This window comes from Halorhodospira sp. 9621 (assembly GCF_022228055.1).
Taxonomy (GTDB): Bacteria; Pseudomonadota; Gammaproteobacteria; order Nitrococcales; family Halorhodospiraceae; genus Halorhodospira; species Halorhodospira halophila_A.
Map to the genome: position 1 here is coordinate 70,358 of NZ_JAJNRD010000008.1, position 22,940 is coordinate 93,297.

At 65.0% G+C, this 22,940-nt stretch carries 17 protein-coding genes; 13 read left to right on the plus strand and 4 right to left on the minus strand.

The features are described from left to right. Positions 1 to 30 precede the first annotated feature (30 nt). On the minus strand, positions 31 to 1,164 hold the full coding sequence (locus LRF89_RS06010; protein WP_238636734.1) for a glycosyltransferase family 4 protein: 1,134 nt from the start codon (positions 1,162 to 1,164) through the stop codon (positions 31 to 33). A gap of 1 nt (position 1,165) precedes the next feature. Beyond that, complete coding sequence (locus LRF89_RS06015) at positions 1,166 to 1,996, minus strand: glycosyltransferase family 2 protein (protein WP_238636735.1); 831 nt, start codon at positions 1,994 to 1,996, stop codon at positions 1,166 to 1,168. 56 nt (positions 1,997 to 2,052) lie between these two features. Between LRF89_RS06015 and LRF89_RS06020 the strand changes: the two genes are divergently transcribed. Next, complete coding sequence (locus LRF89_RS06020) at positions 2,053 to 3,300, plus strand: oligosaccharide flippase family protein (RefSeq protein ID WP_238636736.1); 1,248 nt, start codon at positions 2,053 to 2,055, stop codon at positions 3,298 to 3,300. Positions 3,301 to 3,315: 15 nt separating this feature from the next. Beyond that, positions 3,316 to 4,068: a glycosyltransferase family 2 protein gene (locus LRF89_RS06025; RefSeq protein WP_238636737.1), complete on the plus strand. Its 753-nt coding sequence runs from the start codon at positions 3,316 to 3,318 to the stop codon at positions 4,066 to 4,068. Between the two features lie 20 nt (positions 4,069 to 4,088). On the opposite strand, the gene LRF89_RS06030 is transcribed toward LRF89_RS06025, so the two are convergent. Next, positions 4,089 to 4,568, minus strand: coding sequence for a CTP-dependent riboflavin kinase (locus tag LRF89_RS06030; protein ID WP_238636738.1), 480 nt, complete (start codon positions 4,566 to 4,568; stop codon positions 4,089 to 4,091). Positions 4,569 to 4,695: 127 nt separating this feature from the next. Here LRF89_RS06030 and LRF89_RS06035 point away from each other — a divergent pair, with 127 nt between their 5' ends. The 3 genes from LRF89_RS06035 to LRF89_RS06045 are packed head-to-tail and all read left to right on the plus strand — an operon-like array spanning position 4,696 to position 9,277. Then, entirely contained in the window at positions 4,696 to 6,411 is a 1,716-nt protein-coding gene (locus tag LRF89_RS06035; protein WP_238636739.1) for a type I secretion system permease/ATPase, read from the plus strand. Between the two features lie 11 nt (positions 6,412 to 6,422). Further along, complete coding sequence (locus LRF89_RS06040) at positions 6,423 to 7,880, plus strand: HlyD family type I secretion periplasmic adaptor subunit (RefSeq protein WP_238636740.1); 1,458 nt, start codon at positions 6,423 to 6,425, stop codon at positions 7,878 to 7,880. Positions 7,881 to 7,882: 2 nt separating this feature from the next. Next, positions 7,883 to 9,277 carry a TolC family outer membrane protein gene (locus tag LRF89_RS06045; RefSeq protein WP_238636741.1) on the plus strand — a complete coding sequence of 465 codons (1,395 nt, stop codon included), beginning with the start codon at positions 7,883 to 7,885 and terminating at the stop codon, positions 9,275 to 9,277. A 48-nt stretch (positions 9,278 to 9,325) separates the two neighbouring features. Here the strand turns inward: LRF89_RS06045 and LRF89_RS06050 are convergent, their stop codons facing one another. Then, positions 9,326 to 11,302: an EAL domain-containing protein gene (locus tag LRF89_RS06050; protein WP_238636742.1), complete on the minus strand. Its 1,977-nt coding sequence runs from the start codon at positions 11,300 to 11,302 to the stop codon at positions 9,326 to 9,328. A 602-nt stretch (positions 11,303 to 11,904) separates the two neighbouring features. On the opposite strand from LRF89_RS06050, the gene LRF89_RS06055 reads away from it, so the two are divergent. The 8 genes from LRF89_RS06055 to LRF89_RS06090 all read left to right on the plus strand — a co-directional run bounded on the left by LRF89_RS06055 (position 11,905) and on the right by LRF89_RS06090 (position 22,933). Next, a complete protein-coding gene (locus LRF89_RS06055) occupies positions 11,905 to 16,878 on the plus strand; it encodes a hypothetical protein (protein ID WP_238636743.1) in 4,974 nt (1,657 codons plus the stop codon). Between the two features lie 206 nt (positions 16,879 to 17,084). Continuing rightward, positions 17,085 to 18,680, plus strand: coding sequence for a hypothetical protein (locus tag LRF89_RS06060; RefSeq protein WP_238636744.1), 1,596 nt, complete (start codon positions 17,085 to 17,087; stop codon positions 18,678 to 18,680). 62 nt (positions 18,681 to 18,742) lie between these two features. Beyond that, complete coding sequence (locus LRF89_RS06065; RefSeq protein WP_238636745.1) at positions 18,743 to 18,958, plus strand: DUF6447 family protein; 216 nt, start codon at positions 18,743 to 18,745, stop codon at positions 18,956 to 18,958. Between the two features lie 73 nt (positions 18,959 to 19,031). Continuing rightward, complete coding sequence (locus LRF89_RS06070; RefSeq protein ID WP_238636746.1) at positions 19,032 to 19,850, plus strand: SapC family protein; 819 nt, start codon at positions 19,032 to 19,034, stop codon at positions 19,848 to 19,850. 44 nt (positions 19,851 to 19,894) lie between these two features. Beyond that, complete coding sequence (locus LRF89_RS06075) at positions 19,895 to 20,191, plus strand: hypothetical protein (RefSeq protein WP_238636747.1); 297 nt, start codon at positions 19,895 to 19,897, stop codon at positions 20,189 to 20,191. Further along, positions 20,184 to 20,786 carry a hypothetical protein gene (locus LRF89_RS06080; RefSeq protein WP_238636748.1) on the plus strand — a complete coding sequence of 201 codons (603 nt, stop codon included), beginning with the start codon at positions 20,184 to 20,186 and terminating at the stop codon, positions 20,784 to 20,786. Before LRF89_RS06075 ends, LRF89_RS06080 begins: the two co-directional genes overlap by 8 nt. A gap of 7 nt (positions 20,787 to 20,793) precedes the next feature. After that, the gene (locus tag LRF89_RS06085; protein WP_238636749.1) at positions 20,794 to 21,363 is read left to right on the plus strand and encodes a hypothetical protein; all 570 of its coding nucleotides are present in this window, start codon (positions 20,794 to 20,796) and stop codon (positions 21,361 to 21,363) included. A gap of 76 nt (positions 21,364 to 21,439) precedes the next feature. Continuing rightward, complete coding sequence (locus tag LRF89_RS06090; RefSeq protein ID WP_238636750.1) at positions 21,440 to 22,933, plus strand: polysaccharide biosynthesis protein; 1,494 nt, start codon at positions 21,440 to 21,442, stop codon at positions 22,931 to 22,933. Positions 22,934 to 22,940: the final 7 nt, after the last annotated feature.

Genomic DNA, 22,940 nt, shown 5'->3' on the forward strand with positions numbered 1-22,940 from the left:
CGTTCCAGGGCAGGCATTGGTGCTCGAGCGTCAACGGGCGCGTGCCAACCTCTTATTACTGCTCGCAGTGGAGACTACAGACTGGTAGACCTCAGCGGTTTCGCAGCCCATGCGCTCCAATGTAAATGCGTCTCGGTGTCGCTCACGCCCATTCTCCCCGAGATAGACCCGTCGTTCTGCCGACGCGAGGAGTCGCTGCAGCGACGCCGTCCAACCGTCGGTGTCGCCAGGGGGGATCAGGTAGCCGGTTTCCCCATGGCAAACGGCCTCGGCGGTGCCGCCGACATCGGAGGCCAGTACGGGGAGGCCTACACTCATCGCTTCGAGGACACTGATCGGCAGCCCCTCCCAGTGGGAGGGCAGAGCGAAAAGCTGGGCGCGCGCCAGGCGCTCCTCAACGCCGTCGCATAGGCCGGCAAAGGTCACGCGCTCCCGAATCCCAAGAGCTGAGGCTTTGGCTTCCAGCACCCCTTGAAGCGGGCCATCGCCAATTAGCTCCAGCCTCCACGGTCGATCCCGAAGCCGCCCGAGAGCCTCAAGCAGTCGCTGATGATCCTTTTGCGGTTCGAGTCGTGCCACACAGACGATGAGCGGGGTGTCGACGCCGTGCTGGGTGATGCTGACGCGATGATTGGTTTGCGTGCCGTTGCGGACTGTAACGAGGCGCCAGCGCTGGGTTATTCGGTGCCACAGGGCCAGCTGCCGGTCATACTCCGAGACGGTGATAATGCGGTTTGCCAACGGCGCTGCCAGGCGTTCCACCTGCCGGAAACCGCGGGCTTGGCGCCGGGGAATGCCCGTGGTGAACGACCAGCCGTGGGCGGTGAATACGACGGGGTGGGGTGATGCCAGCCGGGCCAAACGTCCAAGAACGCCGGCCTTGGAAGAGTGCAATGAGACCAGGTCGGGGCGGAGGCGGCGCAGGATCCGGACAAGGGCCCAGGTTGCAGCGATATCCCGGACTGGATCGATATCGCGGCGCAGGTTAGCGACGGATGTCCAGGGGATACCCGCTTCGCTGAGCTGATCACAAAAAGGGCCTGTCCCGCCGACAATGACATGAACATCGGCGCCCTTCTCCCGCATCCAACGCGCTAGGTCGAGGACATGGACATGGTAGCCACCGATCGTTTCTGATCGGGTCAGACAGTAGAGCACGCGCATTCTACCCTCGTAAGCCGTGGAGAGCCCGCCGGCGCAGATGTTTGGCCCGGAACCATAGGCCTGCCAGCACGGTGGTTGGCAGGGAGAGTCGTCGTTCGCGATAGAGCGCGCGCAGGGTATCCAACTGTCCGTCGTGCATCGCGCCAAGATCGCCGCGTAGGCCACCTTCGCCGAATCTCGGTTTGTGCGTGAATCCAAGCGGCGCGTCGAGAGCATAAAGAAGCTGACGGTCGCTGGCCATACGCAGCACCATCAGAGAGTCTTCATCGTGGTAGCGTCCTGAAGGGAAGCGGTAGGGTGCGTGCGCGGCAATCATCAACGATGGAGGTTGCAGGCAATTGCGGAACAGCAGATGGTGCGGACCGACGCGCCGCGCCGTGATAGGGCCCGGGGGCCCGGCCGGGGGCGGTTCGCCGGGATAGAGGAGTCGGTGCCCGGTGAGCATTGCGTCAGGGCGGCTGCGCATGAAGCTGTGCTGGATCTCCAGCTTGCGCGGGTGCCAGCTGTCATCGGCATCGAGGAACGCAATGTAAGGCTGAGTGGCCAGATCCCATGCCACGTTGCGCGTACTCGCCGGGCCCCGGTTCACCGGCATTTTCTGCAAGCGGATCGGTAGTCCGCTGCACCGCCGCTGGAGCGCTCCCAGGGTCTCCCAAGAGCCGTCCGTACTGGCATCATCTACAATCACGACCTCCGCCGGTTTCTGGGTCTGCGCTGCGACTGAGGCAAGGGCGCGCTCGATCGTACGGGTGCAATTGAAGCAGGGAATGGCGACGGTAATGGGTAACGATCCGTCGGCTAGCACAGCCGGGTCGTGTTGAGCATCGTTCATGGGCGGTGGGCCTGATGTTTTTCGGTCGCAGACTAACAGATGGCGTGAGAGCGCTGATGGTGGTAGCGGCCGTCGCGGGCGGCGCCGGGCTCGGTTTTGTCGCTCTCGTCTTGATCGGACGAACCTTCGGCCCGCAGGACTACGGTCAGTTTGCCACTCTTATGGCGACCTTCGCGCTGATCGTCCCGCTCGTGTCCCTGGGTATGGATCGACTCCTCCTCCGTTATTCGGCTCGGGGTGCCGGGGAGGATCTGTATCAGACACTCGGGCTGTCCTGTCGGCTTATCCCGGTGCTGTGTCTCGCGCTCCTGCCCGTGCTGATGCTCCTGGGGGCGGCGGTTTACGACGTTGACGTGTTCCTGACGTTGCTGGTTGGTGCCTGGCTACCGGCCATGGCAATACACCCTGTTGCCCTGGCCATTTTTCAGGCAAGGCAGCGGGATCTGGCCGTTGCTGGCTGGTCGCTGCTGGCTCCCATCGCTCGCCTGGCGGCAATCGGCGCAGCAGTGCTGCTGGGTAGCTCATTCGTGGTGTTTTTGGGTTTTTTCGCCTTGGCCGGCCTGCTGGTGGGTGGGGTATCGCTGTGGGTCCTCCTGAGTTATCGCGCGAGATTGCTTGTGGACCAGCCCCCAAGGGCAGCGAGCCCAAGCGGATTGGGTTTGCGGGATCGGTTGGCCGAGGGGCTGCCCTTTGCGGTTAGCGCCACTTTGTTCCTGGTCTACTACCAGATCGATGTGGTCATGCTAGCGGCAATACTCGGTACCGAAGCGGCTGGCTTATACTCGGTGGCGTTGCTCTTTCTGGCCGCGGTCTATTTGCCGCAGCAGGCTTTTTTTCAGCGCTTCCTCCTGGCGCGGATCTACCATTGGTGGGAACAGCCGGGCCAGATCAGCCAACGGGTCCCCCAGGCGCTGGTCGGCGTGGCACCCTACGCAGTGGTGGCGACCGTCGCCCTTGTGGTCGGTGCCGAGTACGGGGTGATGCTGGCCTTTGGTGATGCGTATCAGGGGACGGTCCCCCTTCTGGCCGCGCTCGCTTGGGCTGTGCCTTTTCGGTTGTTCGCCGGCACCATCAGTGCCTTTCTGGTCACTCCCGCCGGGATTCGCTACAAGGTGAGGGCACAGCTGGCAGTGGCGGTGCTCAACGTGCTGCTCAACCTATGGTGGATTCCTCTTATGGGGGTTTCAGGGGCAGTGTTGGCGACCATCATCAGTGAGATGGTGCTGTTGGCGCTCTACGCTCACGCGCTTTACCGGGCCATGCATCGAGCCGATACACAGGTGGCCGTTGGGTCGGCTAGGTAAGAGGGGGGCTGCCTCGTGATTTCCGTGATCGTGCCGACCTGTGACCGCTCCTCTCTCTTGGCGCGGGCTTTGTCTGATCTCGCCCAGCAGACACGGCCGCCTGATGAGGTGCTGGTTGTCGATAATGGTCGTGAGCCGGCTTCGGTCGCAGGGAGTACCCTCCCCCTGCGCGTTCTTCGCGCGCCCGTGCGCTGTGGGGCTGCCCAGGCCCGTAATATCGGTGCTACTGCGGCCGGGGGGGATTGGCTGGTCTTCTTGGATGACGACGATCGCTGGGCACCCGACTATCTGGAAAAGTTGGCCGCTGCCATCCAAGGCACCCCCGGTGCCGCGGCCCACATGGGTCGGTTGCAGATCTTGGACCGTCGCGGTGCGCTCATCCGCGAGAAGCTCTTCGATCCTCGGCGCGCCCACCAGGCGCTGTACCGGATTGGGATCGGCTCGATCAATTTCGCGGTGCGCCGTGAGGTATTTCTGCGGGTCGGTGGTTTTGATGCGCGGCTGCCCAGCGCAGAGGACTCGGCGTTCCTTTGGACCCTTCACCAAGCCGGGGAGCGGATCGAGGTGGACGCGCGGGCGGTGGCGCAGGCCTGCTCCCACCCTGGGGCCAGGCTGAGCGATGCGCCCAACATCCTTCGTGGTGAGGCACTCTACTTCTGGTTCTATCGCGGACACATGACGATCACAGAGCGGCTTCTCAAGTGCGTCGATCTTTCGCGGCTCCTCCTGCTCTACCTGCTTTGGAAAGCGGGTCGCCAGCCCAGCTAAGTCCAGATGCCCTGGCCGCCCTACTGGCTGGCTCCCAGACGCAAGCCCAACCCCTCGGCTAGAGCAGGATAGCTGCCCAGGCTGCGGTAATAGCGGCCCGTACGCAGCCCCCAGAGGAGGGCCCAGACGACCCAGGCGCTGGCCGAGACCCGAGCCAGGTGCCCGGCGGGGAGATGGACTTGCAATCGGTCGCCATCGGCCAGCCCAAGCGCATCGCGCAGGCGCACCGGGCTGATGAGTTCAAAGACATGCAGGGGACAGCCTGGCCAGCGGTAGACGAGCACGGGGCTATCGCCCGCCCGAGCCGGCCAGACCATCTTGTGGTCCTCATCGAACACTTTGGCGGTCTTTGTGTTCAGGCGGTATGGACGGTTGGTGACCAGGTTGAGCGTCCCGGCGACCGGAGGCGCGCCCAGCCAGTGCTCCAGTTCCTGCGGGGCGGTGGCAAGGTGCTGACTGGCCAGCCCTCGGCCCGCGCATACCTGGCCACTTAGGCGCACTGACCCTGATTCCAAGCCTGCGTTTTCGGGCGTGCGATAAGGCATGCTAGACTCCAGCGCTTTGTCCTTGCTCGTGCAAAGGGAACGTTCGCACTCTAAACAAGGCCCTGATTTCTGGATAGATCCCATGGCTGAACCGAAACGGGTGAAAGGTGGCAGTGGCACTGATGGGCAAGGAGAATTGCGCCAGTGCATGGGCCAGCTCAAGCAGGCCATCATCGCGGTGGCCGCCTTCAGCTTCTTCATCAACCTGCTCATGCTCGTGCCCCCGATGTTCATGCTGCAGATGTTCGATCGGGTGCTCTCCAGCGGCAGTGTCGAGACGCTGGTCATGCTACTGGTGGTGGCGGTGGGGCTGCTCATCGTCCTCGGCCTGCTCGAGTGGTCGCGTAACCGCGTGCTGGTGCGGGCCGGCGGGCGGCTCGATGAGATGCTCAGCAACCGGCTCTTCGATGCCACCTTCTTCCGCGCGCTGCGCCGGCCGGACAGCGCCAACGCGCAGCCGTTGCAGGATCTGACCACGCTCCGGCAGTTCATGACCGGGCAGGGGGTCTTCGCCTTCTTCGATGCGCCCTGGACGCCGCTATTCCTGCTGGTGATCTTCCTGCTCCACCCGTGGCTGGGGATCTTCGCCACGGTGGCGGCGGTGATCTTATTCGCCCTCGCCTACATCAACGAAGTCATTACACGCCAGCCGCTGGGTGCGGCGAACGCGCAGTACAACCGCGAGACGGATTTCACTAACACCAACCTGCGTAATGCCGAGGTCCTCGAGGCCATGGGCATGACCGGGCGGCTGCGCCAGCGCTGGCGCGCCATGCATAACGACGTGCTCAGTCTCCAGGCGGTGGCCTCGGATCGCTCCGCCAATCTCACCTCCGCCTCCAAGTCGCTGCGCCTGATCGCCCAGGTCGGCATCCTGGCCCTTGGCGCCTACCTGGCGGTGGAGCAGGTCATCACCCCCGGTGTCATGATCGCCGCCTCGATCATCATGGCCCGCGCCCTGGCGCCGGTGGATCAGGCCATGCACGCCTGGCGCGGATTCATCGGTGCCCGCAGCGCCTGGAGCCGTCTCGAGGACGTGCTGCAGAGCACGCCGCAGCGCGGCGAGCACATGGAGCTGCCTGAGCCACAGGGCCGACTGACGGCCGAGAACCTGGTGGTGGTCCCGCCGGGCAGCCGCACCCCGGCCCTGCGCGGCGTGGATCTGGAGCTCAACCCCGGGGATACGCTGGGCGTCATCGGCCCGAGTGCCGCCGGCAAGTCGACGCTCGCGCGCGCCCTGGTCGGCGTCTGGCCGAGCTACGCGGGCACGGTGCGCATCGATGGGGCCGAGATCGAGCACTGGAACCGCGAGCAGATCGGCGCCCACATCGGCTATCTCCCGCAGGACGTGGAGCTCTTCGACGGCACCGTGGCCGAGAACATCGCCCGCTTCGGCGAGGTGGATTCGCGCAAGGTGGTCGAGGCGGCGCGCAAGACCGGCCTGCACGAGATGATCCTGCGCCTGCCCGAAGGCTACGACACGCGCATCGGCATCAGCAGCGGGGCGCTGTCCGCCGGGCAGCGCCAGCGCGTGGCCCTGGCCCGGGCGGTCTACGGCAACCCGCGCATCGTCGTCCTCGACGAGCCCAACTCCAACCTGGACCAGGCCGGCGACGAGGCGCTCGTCGACACCATCCGCAAGCTGCGCGAGGACGGCTGCACCGTGGTGCTCATCGCCCACCGTGCGGCCATTCTCAGCGCCGTGGAGCAGGTTCTGGTCCTGCGTGACGGCAAGGTCGCCACCCTCGGCTCGCGCCAAGATGTCCTCAACCGCCTGACCCGCGCGAGCAGCGCCTGAGGTTCTCAGACATGACGGAACGCAGATCCGAAGACGAAAACCCGGAGCGCGGCGACCATCCAGCCCGTCGGGACGACGGCAACGCCGACTCCACACGCGAGGGAGAGGTGGTCGAGCGCGCCGAGCCCCGGGAAGGCGAACTCCAGCCGGCCAGCGGCAGCGGCGGCAGCACTGCCGGCCCGCCGCCCACCAACGACCGCTTCCCGCGGATGTTCGGTCTGGGGGTGATCCTTGTGGCCTTCTTCGGTGTCGGGGGCTGGGCGGCCACGGCCAAGATCGACGGCGCCGTGGTTGCCCCGGGGACGGTCACCGTTGACTCGTACCGGCAGACGGTGCAGCACCTGGAGGGCGGCATCGTCGAGCGGCTGCACGTGCGCGATGGTGATGTGGTCGAGCGTGGTGACCTGCTCATCCAGCTCGACGAGACCCAGGCGCGGGCGGAGTACCTGATGACCTGGCACCGCTACGTTTCCACGCTGGCCCGCCAGGCCCGGCTCGAGGCGGAGCTCGAGGGCGAAGAGGAGCTCGCCTTCCCTGAGCAGGTTGAGGAGAGCGCCGAGCAGAGCGAGGCCATCGAGCGCGTACGGCGCATGCAGGCGCGGCAGTTCGAGACCCGGCGCGACGCCCTGCACGGCGAGATCGAGGTCCTCGAGCAGCGCATCGATGAACTCGGCGAGCGCATCGAGGGCATGGAGGCGCAGCGTGAGGCCAAGCTGCGCAGCATCGACTCGCTCGAAGAGGAGATCGAGACCAAGGAGGAGCTCGTCGAGCGCGAGGCGATCCCCAGCTCCGAGCTGCGCCCGCTCGAACGCGAACTCGCCGGCCTCGAGGGCGAGGCCGGCGAGCTGCGCGCCTCCATTGCCGCCTCGCGGATCGAGATCGGCGAGGCGCAGCTGCAGATGATCCAGACGCAGCGGGAATTCCAGCGCGAGGTGGCCGCCGATCTTGGCGAGGCCTCGGACCAGGTCGATGAGCTTGAGGAGGAGCTGCGCGCGTTGGAGGACACCCTGGCGCGCAAGCAGATCCGCGCCCCGGTCGGCGGCGAGGTGGTGAACATGCAGGTCCACGCCGAGCGCGCCGTCATCCAGGGCGGCGAGCCGGTGCTGGACCTGGTGCCTGAGGGTGAGCCCCTGGTGCTGGAGGGTGAGGTTCGGCCACAGGACGTGGACAACGTCCACCCGGGGATGACCGCGGACGTGCGTTTTACCGCCTTCAGCTTCCGCCGCACGCCGGTGATCGAGGGCGAGGTGACCTTCGTCTCGGCGGATCGTATCGAGGAGGAGGACCAGGAGCCGTACTACAAGGTCCGCGCCGTGGTCGAGGACGAGGAACTGGCGAAACTCGGCGATGCGGACCTGCGCCCGGGTATGCCGGCGGACGTGATGATCAATACCGGTGAGCGGACGCCGCTGCAGTACCTGGCCAAGCCGATCACCGACGCCATCGCGCGCTCGTTCCGGGAGGATTGAGCATGCCGGTACGGCTGCGCAAGGGCATGGTCGCGCTGGCGGCGTTCGTCGGGTTCTCCGGACCGATGGGGGCCAGCGCCGGCGAGTCGGCCGAGAGCCTGCTCGACATCTACCGCCAGGCCGAGCAGGCGGACCCGGAGCTGCGCGGGCAGCACCTGGAGTACGAGGCCCTGCTTGAGGACCGGCGCGCGGCACTCGGGGCGCTGCTGCCGAGTGCGCGGATCAGTGCCGAGGTCCGCTACACTGATCGGGACGAAGAGCGGGCGCAGGTGGAAGGGAGCCCGGCTGTGGAGACGGAATTCTCCCGTACCTTTACCCAAGAACAGTACATGCTTAACCTCAGCCAGCCGCTGTTCGATCTGCCGGCCTGGCACGAGTGGCAGGGCAGCCAGCGCAGCGCCGACGCCGGGCAGGCCGAGCTGGAGGCGCGCCGCCAGGATTTGATTCATCGCGTGGCCGAGGCCTACCTCGGCGTCCTCGACGCCCAGACCAACGTCGAACTCCAGCAGCGCGAGCTGGAAGCGGTGCAGGCCAGTCTGCGCCAGGCCGAAGCGTTGCATGAGGCCCGCGAGATCGCCACCAGCGAGTACGAGCAGGCGCGGGCCCGTTACGACAACGTCCGGGCGGCACTCATCCGTGCCGAGGGGGAGTTGGAGGTCGCGCACGAGCAGCTCGCCGAACTCACCGACCGCCGCCACTACAACCTGGCCACGCTGCGCCCGGACGCCGAGCTGCCACCGCTCGACCCGCCCGAGTTGGACATCTGGCTGGAGCACGCCTATGCCGGCAACCCGGAGCTGATCGCCGCCCGCGCCGAACTGGCAGCGGAAGGGCGGCAGGCGCGGGCGGCCTCGGCCCAGCGCTACCCGACCGTCGATCTGGTGGGTGGATACACGCGGTTTGATGATGCCGCCGAGGTAGATATGGATGCTGCCGATCAGGCCGAGCAAAATGCCCGCCAGTTGGATGACCTATACGTCGGCGTCCAGGTCCAGATGCCGCTGTTCGAGGGTGGTTCCATCAACGCCCGGGCCCGTGGCGCGGAGCGCCGGCACGAACGCCAGCGCGAGCAGGTCGAGCAGGTCCGCCGCGGGGTGCGCAGCGAGGCGCGCAGCGCCTTCCAGGGGATCCGGAGCGGGCGCAGCGAGATCGAGGCCTACCAAGTGGCGGTGCGCTCCGGCGAGCGGACCGTGCAGGCGATGCAGGACGAAGTGGAAGCCGGGACCCGGGACGTGACCGACCTGCTTGAGGCCCAGCGCGAGCTCTTCGAGTCGCGGCGCAACCTGGCCGAGGCGCGTCACCAGTACCTGCTAGACACCCTGCAGCTCCGGCGCGCGGCGGGGCATCTAAGCGGCGAAGATATTGTCGCCTTGGATCAACTCTTTCGCGGATCCTAAGGGGTGCGGTGGTTGTCGGCACGCCGCGCAAGCGGCCCCAACAACCGGCTAGTTGTTGGTCAAAGCCGCGCCGGAGAGATAAGCGGGCAGGTCACCGGCTGGCATCGGGGCAGAGAAATAGGGGCCCTGGGCCTCATCAAACCCGAGATTGTGTAGCTGTGTCACGGCCTGTTGCGAATCCACGCCAGTCGCGCTGAGCATAAAACGTGACTGCACCGCCAGCCTCGCCACGATGGAGGTAAGGCCGACCTGATCCACCGTGCCCCGGGTGCCCAGCGCGGGGCACGGGACCTTGAGCCGGTCGGCCGGAAGGTCCGGCATGCCAAACAGCGGGGCGTGGCCGTGTCCAAAATGGTCGATCGCCACATGAATGCCGTGGCTGCGCAGATCGGCCATGCGACGGGTCAAGGCCGTATCCGTCTTAGAAAGCTCGCACTCGGCGACCTCCAGTTCAAGTGTCCCCCGGGGCGCCTTGATACTGTTCAATGCTTGGCGCAGGCGATCCGGCTCCAGAGCGTCGTGAAGGATGCCTTCGGCGGTGACGTTTATGGCGACCCGAGGCCAGTGGGTTCGCCCCCCCGCCAGCGTCTGGAGATCGCGGAATACCTGATCCACGGTCCAGGCCTCGAGTTCACCCAACAGCCCTGCCTGGCCCGCCGTCTCCAGTAGGCGGGGTGTGTCGATGAAACCCTGCTCGGGATGGGTCCAGCACACCAGCGCCTCAAGGGCCACGCAGCGTCCACCATTGAGCTCGTGGATAGGCTCGTAGCGCAGTTCGAGCTCACGGTTGTGCAGCGCTGTTTGTAGATCCCGAAGCAGTGCGACCTGTTCCGACACACCATTGACGAGGGGCCGATCAACAAGTCGTGTCATCTCGCCCTGGCGCCCGGCCGCTTCCAGCGCAGCCCACGCCAGATGACGCAGGACCTCAGGCGATTGGCCATCATCCGGGAACAGGGCGATACCGGCTCTTGGGGTCATATCGACGTGGAATTGGTTGGCCTTGCGGGAGTGGGTGATCGCCTGTCGGAGGCGGTCCACCATCGCCCGCGCGTCGGACTGCTCGGTAAGCCCTGGCAGGATAATGGCCAGCGCATGGTCGTCGGCGAGGGCAATGCGGTCGGTGTGGCGCAGGCTCCCCCGGAGGGCGTCGGCCGCTGCACGGAGCACCTGCTTGCAGACATCCTGGCCAAGGGTGTCCGCCGCCAGGCGCAGCGCCTCAAAGTCCAGGATGACCAGCGCCATGTGCGTATCGAGCCAATTCGCGAAGACCGCACCGCGTCGAAGCAACTCATCGACCTGGTCGGAGGCAGGAAGGCCGGTCTGAGGCTCACGCGACAGCGTTCTGTCCCCTTGCGCGATGGGGTGGGGCCGCGCCTCGGGCGCTGAATCGTGAGCCTCGGCAGGATTGATCCAAAGCAGCGTAAGCTGCCCGTCCTCAAGCTGCAGTTCGGTAACCCGGGCGGTCAGTGTGCAACGGGTCCCATCGTCCCCGCAGCGGACCTGCAGGTATAAAGGACCCCCTGAATTTCCGTTGCCATTTTGCCGGCTGGCGGGAGCGCCCTGTGTTCGTTCAAAGAGACGTTGCACGGCTTCCGTGGGGAGGATGGAATCGACGGGCGCACGGCGCGCCCTTTGCGCAGGGGTGCGCAGGAGGGCTTCCGCTCTCGTGTTGTACACAACGATTTGCCGCTGATGATTAAACCCGATAATCGCTTCGTTTGCGTTTATTAATAAAGCTTCAAGCAAGTAAGTGCGGTCTTCGCCGAAGCTAACGTCAGCTAAACCGTTCTGAACGTTCCGGAGCGGCAGGGAGGCGGCGAAGTAGTGTTCGAGGAGCCGCAGAGGATGGACCCGAAGCGCCTCGGCGAGCTCGATCATTTTGCTGAGATTCGGGTGGCGCTCGCTCTGCCACAGCCCGTATAGCGATTGGCGGCTCATGCCGGCACGCTGCGCTAGCTCCGTCAGCGAAAGACGCTGCTTCTGTGCATGCCGGCGGACAAACTGCTCCAGCTGCTCGGTCAAGAGGGGGCCTCCTTGGCTAGTCAGCGCGGCTATACCCGCAGCGTGCGCGTGACAATGTCCTTGGTCGCGCACTCTACGCAAAGCTTGGCATAGCGTGGAACACCCCCCTCTTGAGTCGTCTAAAAAATCAGACAGAGCGACATGCGTGACAACTGGTCGCCCACCGGCCGTGTTGTCCACCTGCCTAAACTGCAGTGTCGTTTTTGTTGAACACTCCTCATCCTTGGTGTTGCGTTAATAAAACACCAACATCGTAATGTGAACTCGTCTCTCCTGCGTTGTCACCTCCGCCTAACCCTGACTGATATGGTGACGTTCACCAATACAGGGTTAATGCGAAAGAACCCCGTTGCGTAAACGAATTTGGTCCGGTCCCGGCCTAACCAAAGTCGGCATGGGCGCCGAGTTCAGGGTGACTGAAGCTCGCCCGACCCGAGGCCGGAGCCGGACGAAGGACTTGGCCAAGGCCAACAACGAGTTAGAGAGCTTTGCCGGTTGAACAGTCTGAGCGTCACGCAAGCTCCTTACCCCTTGGGGGTGCGCAGGCAACCGGACTGGCGACTGGATCAAAGGGGACTTAGGAACTCCAAAAGGAGAGCATGATGAGTCGAGAAGACTTCGAGAGTGTAGACGGTCTGTGGATGGACGTGTCGTTCCCGACGTGGGGTGCGGCCAGTGAGATCGAGGATGATCGCGACCTGATCCTGGCCGCCTACGCGGTCCGTGGTGAGCTCAGTGTCGAGGAGGCCGAGGCGGGGGATACGACCAACCTGCACGAGGCCGAGGCGCGGATCGAGTACTGGCAGGGTCAGCTGGACAATGGCCTGAGCCGCGAGGAGCTTCTCGGCGAGATGCTCTACCAGGCCGCGCAGGGCAACGAGGGTCTGAACACGGACGAGGAGGTGATTGCCTTCCGTGAGCGTGCGGCCAACGAGCTGCTCCAGGAGGCCGAGTCGACGGATGACGCGCAGGAGCTGCTTAAGCACGGCGGTGACCTTAACAAGATCTACCCGGTGGACGGCGTTGGTGGCGCGACGCAGTACCTGGATGCCGGCGCGAACACCATGATCGGCACCAGCGCGAACAACACGTTCATCGCCGAGCTGGATGCTGACGCCTTTGACGGCGACAAGCAGACCCTGACGAGCAACGACTCGATCAACGGCCGCGGTGGCGAGAACAGCCTCTATGCGCAGATCAACGGCAACGCGGTCGGTCAGTCCCAGAGCGATGAGACCACCCCGAATCTGACCGATGTTCAAATCCTGAACTTCCAGAGCCTGGATGCGGACCAAGAAATCAGCCTGTCCAACACCTCCGGTGCCGAGCAGATCTGGAGCAACGAGTCCACGCAAGATCTTGATGTCAACGACGTCCAGGAAGAGGCGGTTGTTGGCATGCACGAGGTGCGTGAGGGCGCTGACTACAGCGTCGAGTTCGACGACGGCGTCTATGGCCGTGACGACTCGATGGACGTGGTCCTCGACGGCGTGCGCGGCGACGGTGCGGAGCTGATGGTTGGCAATCCGGCCGGTCAGATGAGCGTCACCGCGCTTGAGGACAGCGTGAACACGCTGACTGAGATGGACGTTGATGGCGTCTGGGATCTGTCGATCCAGGCCGACGGCGATGTCGCTATTGATGACCTGGATACCAGCGATGAGCTGCAGAACTTGGAACTCGCCGGTGACGGCGCGATCCATATTACGGACACCTCCGCCGAGAACGTCCGTTCCGTCGATGCCTCGACGACAACCGCTGGTGTGACCGTTGCCCTTGACGCCCAAGAGGCCATTGGCGGCAGCGACTTCGAGGTCCTCGGTGGTGAGGGCGACGATGTCTTCTACATCGGCCAGGCGCTCGAGTCGGTCGACACCTTCAACGCCGAGCTGAACCTCGACGGTGGCAGCGGCGACAACGTGTTGGCCGTCAGCGGTGGCCTGGGTCAGGAGCATAGCGGTCACGATCTGGATATCGACGCGGCCATCTCCAACTTCCAGACCCTCGGCGTAACCGGTGGCAACTACGATCTGTCGGCCTACGAGTCCTTCACGGCAGTCGGCGTCCTTGGCGGCTCCGACGGTGATTTCAGCGATGTGGACTTCCAGGGGCTGAACGCTGAGCGGATCGACAACACGGTCTTCCTGGACGGCGTTGATGACAGCAGCGATATCACGTTCTCGGACGACGAGCTGGAGAACCTGACCCTGGAGCTGCGCGGTGACGCCGATCAGGAGATCGGGAATCTCGAGTTCACCAGCGATGGCCAGGTCGAAGAGCAGCTGACCTTCGATACCGACGAGGGCGGTACGTTCCGCATTGACGGTAACCTGGACCTGGGCACCGACGATGGCAGCGATCTCGGCACGTCCGATGCCTTCGAGGACGGCATGACCGTCACGGGCACGGGCTTGGTCGAGATTAGCGGATTTACTGCAAACGAAGCCGAACTCGGCGACACCTGGTCGATCACCGTCGACGAGGGCGCCCGGCTGGAGATCGAGGATGCCAGCGATCTCGACGTGAACGGTGAGACCCTGGAGCTTGAGGGTGCCGGCAACATCCGCATGGGTGCTGACGGCGACCTCGACCTCGACGATGGTGTCCTGGATGCCCGCGAGCACAGCGGCAACCTCGAGGCGTACCTGACCAATAGCGATGGTTTCGGTGAAGTCCGGATCGGTGAAGGCAACGACTACTTCGGGCTGACCGACGGGACCGGTGACATCTCCCTGCGCTTCGGGGACGGTGATCTGGGCATGAACCGGGTCGACGGCTTTGCTGACTCGGATGAGATCGACTTCCTGGACATCGCCGATGTCGATGAGTTCGATACGAGCGACCTGATCCTCTACGACAACCAGGGCAACGCGCTCGTCGAGTTTGACGATCCGGAAGCCGATGTCGAGATCGACCTGGCGGACGTGGGCGGCGAGGGCACGCTGGTGCTCAACGATGTCGCTGTTGAGGATCTGGCCGAGGCGAACTTCGCCACGATCTTCGCCACGCTGACCGAGGCCGAGCCGACGGTTGCGTTCGATGGCGCCGCGGGCGCGGACGAGTCGGATGCGGACCGTGCCGCCATCGTGGTGGACGAGGGTGTCGACGACGCTGTGGTGACGTTTGACAACGTCGGAGACTGGGATATCGATGCCTTCCGCTTCAGTGGGGACATCGACACCATTGAGCTCGATGGGGTCGGTAGCGACTTTACGATCAACAACCTCGCTGCGGGTCCGGAGATCAAGCTGACCGGGGCGATCGGAGCAGGCGGCCCTTCCGACTACGTGACCATCGCCGATGATGCTGGCGAGCGTACGGTGATCGTCGATACCAACGCCCCCGCTCTCAACATGCCTGGCGTCGAGACGCTGACCTTGCAGGGGACTTCAGATGGTGGCACGAGCAAGCTCAACAGCCTGAGCGCGGATCGGCTGGCTGAGTTGGTCATCGCCGGGGACGAGGATCTGACGATCTCGGACGAGATTGATCTCGGGAATGCCGGTCAGGCGTTGGCGATTAACAACACCGGCGAGGGCGAGTTCAACGTTGACGGTGGTGCCACCGGCATCTTCGAGCAGGACATCGGCGATCTGAGCCTCACGGCTGCTGAAGACGGTGAGATCAACCTCAATAGCGATATCACCTTCGCCGACGTCTCCGATGTCGAGGGCTACACCCTGTCGCTCGCCGGCGCCGGGGACATCGAGATGGGTACGCTCAGTGCTAGTGATGACGCGGGCGACTTCGAGACCCTGACCATCGACAACAGCGGCGATGGCGATCGCACCTTTGCTGGCACCAGCGTCAATGCTGACAACATCGAGGAGCTCATTGTCAGCACCTCCAGCACGGAGAACCTGGATCTCAACAACATCAACGCCCAAAACGAGGATCTGGTGATCCGCTTTGAGGGGGCGTTCGATGCCGACGAGAACGAGGCCTCCAAGCTGGAGATTGATGAGATCGACAACGCTAAGAGCGTGACGCTCGACAACGCCAACGTCGAGGACACGGAGATCGACGTCACCGACGTCAGCTTCTCAGATAGCGCTGATAGCCAGGAGCTGATTGTTGAGGACGGTGGTTCGGTTGCGGATCTCGATACCGTCGAGACGGGTGATGGCGAGGATCTGACGATCACCAACCGTCACGAGGACGGTCTGACCATCCAAACGCTGGATGACGAGAGCACGACTTCCCGCCTGTCCGACTCGATCACGCTCAACGCCGAGCAGGGTGACCTGACGATCGAGTCGTTGGATCTCGGCAATGACCTGGGCGACGGCCTGGAGGAACTCAACACCGCCGGTGCCGGCAGTGTGGTCGTCGAGGCGTTTGGTGCGACCACGCAGTTGGGGAGTGACTTCTCGCTGTCGGTCAACGCCAATGACGGCACCGAGATCCAAGACGCTTCGGAACTGGATCTGAACGGGCACACTCTGGAAGTCACCGGCAACGGCGATCTGTCGATCGGCTCCTCGGATCGGCTGACCCTGGATGACGGTGACGAAGACGTCCTTGACGCTTCGGGTCTGTCGGGCGCGTTGAGCGCCTGGGTTGACGCGGAGGGCGGCGATGGCCGCGTCATCCTGGGTGAGCAGACCGAGCGGCTCGATGTGGATTTGGAGAGCGATTCCCACGACCTGACCATCGAGAACGACACTGTCGGCGCATCCGTCGAGCAGCTGGTCCTCACAAGCGACGCGGAAGGCAGGCTTACCTTTGAGCTCACGGAAGACCTGACCGTTGATAGCCTTGATGGGGAAATCGACACCTCGGGTCTCACCCTCGAGGTCGACCGTGGCGCCGACGAGGAAGTCGAGCTGACGATTGCCGATGCCAGCGGTCTGGAGGTTAACGGTAACGAGCTCACCCTTGAGGGCGATGCTGACCGCCTTGTGCTTGGTGAGAGCATCGAGACGGGTGTTGATCTCACCAGCAATGACAGTGGGCTCAATAACCGGGATCGCGATGGAGAGCTGGGTCAGGACGGCTATGCCCAAGACCTGACGGCCTATCTCCAACGCAGCAGTGAGAGCGATGCCGACACCGCTGATGTGGTTCTTGCGCTGCGTCAGAACAATGAGTTCAACGGCGTGCAAGAGTTCTACCTTGAGGAACACTCGTCGGATGAGGGGACTTTCGACTTTGTGTTCGGTAACTCGGACGATGAAGCGGAGTCCGATGCGGATATCGGCACGGTGATCATTCACGGGTTCTCGGCGGGTAGTGATGACGAGAATGAGACCGATGAGCTGTCCTTCAGTCCGGGTGGCGCCGACGCGGGCTTTCTGCAAGAAGACAACCTGGAAGCTGGTACGGATTTTGATGGCGAAAACTGGCAATGGGACGGCGGCGAAAACGAGCTGCAGGATAGCGAAGGAAATGTACTCATTGCCTTCGAAGAGAGAGAAGACCTAGGTGTCGATGGCGATCTGGAGGGTGTCTTGGGCAGGTTCCAGGAGGATGGGCTCAATATCGGCACCGACCGGGTCATCGATGGCGAGATCCAGCTGATTGGCGTCGAGCTTGATGATCTGCATGATCAGAACTTCAGTGAAGCCTACGCCTAAGCGCGATGCACTGACGAACCGCTGAGCGGTTCGCTCAGTCAGGCTGGGGGAGGGCTGCTTCGGCCTTCCCCTTGGCCGATGACCGAACCCCCAGTCTCGTCAGAGGCTGGGGGTTCTTTCCGATAGGCAGCTGGTTTTTCGGATCGGTCGGACCGCTCCGCGACGCTTTTGCCGCGGTCGGCGGGTACGAACCGGAGGAGGTGCAGATGGCGCAGCCATCGAAGAAAGGAAAGAAGGTCACGGTTGCGCAGGTGATACGCGAGGGCGAGCGGGCGCTCAATGGGGGCAAGCCGGAGAAGGCGCTCAATTGCGCCGATCAAATTCTGCGCGTCGAGCCGGCCTCGCTGGTGGGGCTCAAGCTCCGTGCGCTGGCGCTCTCAAGGCTTGATCGTGGTGCCGAGGCGCTGACGGTTCAGCAGCAGGTGTGTCTGCTCGAGCCCGATGAGCCCAAGGAGCTGGGCAAACTGATTCAAATGGCCGCCGCCGAGCCCAAGGAGGCGCGCACCGCGGTGGTTGCCGCTGAACGCCTGCGTGCGATGGACCCGGACGATTACGAGCGCAACAAGCTCCTTGGGGCGCTCTACGGGGCGATCGGCTGGCGTCGGCGAGCCGAGGAACTGGCCCTGGCCGCTGCCGCGGGACGGGAGCCGTTCGAGACCCGGCGCTCGAAAGGGGAGGAGCGGCTGCGGGTGCTCAAGCTGTTCTCGATTGCCAACGGAACCTTGCGCTACAACCCGGCGAGCCGCGGCTCGGTGCTTCAGGGGACGAACAACATCAGTGCACTGCTCGACCGTGAGCACGTGACGATCTATGAGATGCCGATCGAATCACTCGATCACAAGCCGGATATCCTCGAGGCCCTGCCCGAGGTGGATGTGATCTACAACGCCATTGCCGATGGCGATCGTTCGGGCGAGGCGCTCTCGCGCTCGTTGCCGTATATCGACACCCTTGGGGTGCCGGTGGTCAACCACCCATCGAGTGTTCTCAAGAGCACGCGGATGGGTACGCACATGCGCCTACGCAGTCTCGATGGGGTGATTGCACCGCGGACGGTGAATCTCACCGCGCAGGTCGGTGATTGCAGCCGCGCGATCCGCAAGAAAGTCGAGGCGAACGAGCTCTCGTTCCCGATCCTCGTCCGGCCGCGGCAGATGCACGGTCAGCAGCACCTGGTCTGTTTCACCGCCCCCGAGGAGGTGCACTACGAGTTGCCGGCTGGTGAGCAGCAGGATCTGAACATCACCGAGTACGTCGACTGCAGCTTTCACTCGCCGAAAGCACCGCATCTCAAGCTCTATGCGAAGTACCGGTTTTTCATCATCGACGGTGAGCTCTATCCGGCGCACTGCGAGATCTCGGATCAGTACAAGGTCACGCTTGAGAACTCGCTGCCGATCATGAACCAGTACCCGGCGTTTATCGAGCAGGCCAAGCGTTTTCTCGAAAACCCGCAGGCGGTGCTCGGCGATGAGGTTATCGAGCGGGTTCGTGCGGTGCTTGAGGCGACGGAGCTTGATTACGCAGCGGTGGACTTTTGTCCGCTTGAAAGTGGCGAGATCGTGGTCTTTGAGGCGAACGCGGCGATGCGAAACCGCCTTGCCGGCCGGCGTCTGCCCTGGGAAGGGGAGGCGTATGTGCGCATTTTGCGGGCGTTTCACGATCTGCTGATTGAGCGTGCCGGGGTCAGTGGCTGGGACTATCGGCTTCCGCAGCCCACGGATGCTGAGCGTGAGGGTACGGTGGATCAGACGCAGCTGGTCTATGACCATGAGCGGCCGAAGGAGCCGACGCCCGCGTAGGGTGCGCCGGCGCGGCGCGCGTTCTACCCACAGCAACATAAACCCAATCTGAGGAGAGGAGCATGGCTGAAGAGCAAGCCACCGAGCAGCCGCGGACGGTCAATATCGATGGCCAGTCGTATCGGCTCGATCAGCTTTCCAAAAACGCCCGGCAGCAGCTGGCCAACCTGCGTGCGGCTGACGGCGAGATCCGTCGTCTCGAGCGTCAGCTGGCGCTGGCGCGCACCGCACGCAGTGCCTATGCGCAGGTGCTCAAACAGGAGCTGCCGGAGCAGTAAGGCAGCCAAGTAGGGGGTGAATCGGGCGGTTCGACACCGCCCGGCCCCTTTGGATGGAGAGAAGGATCAAGCGATGAGAAGCGCTGCATCCTTAAAGCCGCTCGCCGCCAGCCGTCACCGCGGCTTGTACTGGCAGCGTGCGCGAGGCTACCGGCACGCCGCCACCCGGGCGCTGGTGCCGATCACCCGCCGCGAGCTACCCCGTGCGGTGGGTGCTTTCCCGCTGGCGTTTAGCCACACCGGCGACCGTCCGGTGCTCCACGCCGTCCTCGGTGCCGAGCCTGGTCGCTCGGCGTTTGTCGATACGCGCGGGCGCTGGCGTGGGGCGTATGTGCCGGCCTATCTGCGCGCCCACCCGTTTTATCTCGCCGAAAGGGATCGGGACCGGCATGTGGTGGCCGTCGATGAGTCGGCCGAGGAGCTTGCCGCCGACGCCTACACCGGCGAGGCGCTGTTCGATGATTCGGACAGCCCGACCCCAGCCCTTCAGCGGGTGATTGACTTTCTCGGTGCTCTGGCGCGCAGCCGGGTGCAGACCGACCGCGCGGCTCAGGCTCTGGAGGAGGCTGGGGTGTTGGCCGAGTGGCGGCTGGAGCTTCATGTCGGCGGCGAGCAGCCGCAGCGTCTCGGCGGGCTTTATCGGATCGACGAGCCGCGGTTAAACGCCCTGGATGCCGCCTCCTTGCAGCGGCTGCGGGATACCGGCGCGCTGGGGCTGGCCTACGCGCAGCTTCTAAGCGCCGATCAGCGCCGACGGCTTGAGGCACTGGCGAAGGCGCGCTCGCGCGAGCAGCACCTGCCGGAGGCCGAGGCCGTTTTCGGCGAGCCGGATCTCGAGGCGCAGATCGACTGGGATCAGCTTGATTTCGGCGATGAGAGCGAGTCCTCGTGAGGGGGCCGGCCGATCCAACCACGCAATGAATCTAGGAGCCATCCATGCAGCACAAGTTCCGCAGCAGCGCGCTACTCCTCGCCGCGGGAGTGATCCTCGGCGGCTGTGCCAGCACCCAGACCACGCCGGTGCCTTTGGGCGACGGGGCCAAGGGCACACTCATTGACTGCTCGGACTGGCGGCTGGGGGTGAGTGATTGTATCGAGGCGGCCAATGAGCGCTGTGATGGGGATTATGAGGTGATCGCAAGCACCGGCGAGCAGTGGCAGGCACATACCGGCGTGACCGGGGTGCTCGCCGATCTGGACCGGGCGATGATCATCCGCTGTGCCGATGAGTGAGGGCTCCTCGCAGAGCTTCCCGCGGGTGCGGCATATCCAGATCGGTTACTCGCCGGCCGAGGACCGGGTGCTGCTGCGCCTGGCGATGGTCACCGGCGAGCAGCGTTCGGCCTGGATCCCGCGGCGGGTGATGGGCCGGCTGATGGCGCGGCTCAATGAAGCACTCAAGCGCAGTCACCCGGCCGGCGAGGGGCAGCCGGCGGCGGATGCGGTGATGGCCATGGAGCATGTCGCCGCCCGCTCGGAGTTGGCCGGTCAGCGGCAGGGCAGCGAGGAGGGCCCCCAACAGGAGCCGGGGGCGCATGAGCGCACCGACGCGCAGCCGGTTGAGGACGGGGCGTATCTGATCACGCAGGAGCGGATCGACATCCAGCAGGGCCAGGTCCTGGTGGGGCTGCTCGGCCACGATCTGCCCAGCGCCCCGGGGCTTGCCCAGACGCCGCGGCCGGTCGGCGCACTCTCCCTTTCGCGCACCCAGGCGCATGAGCTTTTGCGCATGCTCACCGCTCAGGCGGAGCAGGCGCAGTGGGGCCTGGGGCGTTCGGTCTCCTGGCTGCGCTGGCTCAAGTCACGGCGAGAGCGTGGGCAAGGTTGAGCCGACCATGGGCGATTGGATGCACGCGGTCACCGCAGCGGATCCGCTGATCGCGCAGCTCAACGAGGGCGCCGAGGTGCACGCCCCGCAGCCGGCCGGAGTGCTTCGCTGGGTGCTCGGTAGCGCCGGGATAGGGGCGAACGCCGTCTATGTGCTCATCCACGTGCGCTCCGGGTTTCTGACCGCTATCCCCCACGCCCGGGGGCCGGCGCGTCGGGAGATCACGCGTCAGCTCGCTGCCTGTACCCGTGCGGGCGCCCGGTCCTCAGCCGAGGCCGCGGAGGCGCTCGAGCGGATCGATCGGGAGACGGTGTGTTTCGACCGGCAGGGATTGTTGCTGCCCGAGCCGGTGCGCCGGCGCATTGAGCGCGCCCTTGATGTGGTCGGCCACAGCCCGGGGCCTGAGCAGGCGATGGCTGAGATCGAGACGCTCAACGAACTGCGGCTCAACCCGGCCTTTGGGCGCACGCCGCAGCTGGCCTGGGTGGCCACACTCGAGCAGGTGGCCGCATCCCCCCTGCCGCAGCGCCCCTGGTGGGCGCGGCTGTGCGAGTACGCCCTCGGATCCAGACGATAACAAGAACCAGGAACAAGAACAGAGGCCCGAGACCCATGGAGCCAGACAGCCACCGAAGCAAAGCGGGGCAGCGGCGATGATCGCACGCTTAACGGGCGAGCCGGTGATCATCTACGGGGCGGGCAGCACCGGCGCGCTGCTTGCCCGCGCGCTTCGATCCGGCCGGCGGTATCGACCCGTGGCCTTCATCGACGAGGATCCGGGGCGCACGCTGGCCCGGATCGACCGTCTGCCCGTCTACCCGGTTCAGCACCTGGAGCAGGCCTTATTCCGCCATCGGGTGCGCCGGGTGATCCTCTCGCTGCCCTCGGCAGCGGATGTCCACCGCCGCCGGATTGTCGATCAGCTCCAGGCCCTGGGCGTGGCGGTGGAGACGGTCCCCCCCATTGATGAGCTCCTCGCCGGGCGCCGGGGCTTGGAGGACGTCGAGCCGGTGGATGCCCGCAGTGCGGTCGAGGCGATCGCCTGCCCCGAGCGGCTGCATGCCGATCTATCGGGGGCGCACGTGGCGGTCACCGGTGCCGGGGGGTCGATCGGCCGGGAGCTTTGTCGGCAGATCGCCCGCCTGGCTCCCGGGCGGCTGGTGCTCATCGAGCGCAATGAGCACAACCTCTATGAGCTCACGCAGCTGCTGCGCTGGGAGGCGGCGCGCGAGGGCCGAGCGCTTGCCATGGAAGCGTACCTGGCCGATGCCGGTGATCCCAGGCGCATGGAGCGCATCCTCGCCGAGGCCGGGGTCTCGGCGGTGTACCACGCCGCGGCGTACAAGCATGTCCCGCTGCTTGAGGCCAATCCGCTGGAGGCGGCGGCGAACAATGTGCTCACCACCGCGCATTGCCTGGAGGCGGCCGAGCGTGCCGGGGTGGGGCGCTTTGTGCTCGTCTCCACGGACAAGGCGGTGCGCCCGACGAGTGTCATGGGCGCGAGCAAGCGTGCCGCCGAGCAACTGATCCAGTCCCGGGCGCAGGGGCAGAGTGCGATGCGCCTGGCGACGGTGCGCTTTGCCAATGTGCTCGACTCCTCGGGCTCGGTGCTGCCGCTGTTTCGTGAGCAGATCCGCCACGGTGGGCCGGTGACGGTCACCCACCCCGAGGCGCGGCGCTACTTTATGACGATCCCGCAGGCGGCGGCGCTGCTCCTGCAAGCCGGTGCGCTGGCCGAAGGCGGGGAGGTCTTCGTCCTGGAGCCGGATGAGGCGGTGCGCATCGAGGACCTGGCCCGGCGACTCATTGCCCTCTCCGGTCTTCGGGTGCGCGATACCGCGGACCCGCAGGGCGAGATCCCCATTGTCTACACGGGCCTTCGGGAGGGAGAGAAGCTCTCCGAGCAGCTGCTCCTTGGCGAGCAGGTCAGCGGGACGGGGTATCGGCGCATCCTGCGCGCCTGGGAGCCGTCGCAGTCGCAGGCGGTGCTCGCCGAAGGGGTGCAGGCGCTGGAGCAGGCGGTGGCCGAACGAGACGGGCAGCGTGCGCGGGCGGTGCTCGGTGAACTGGTGCCCGAGTACCGGCCGAGCCAACAGCAGGGACCGGCGAAGGTACGACGGCTGCAGGTGGTGGAACGCGCTTCATAGGGCCAGG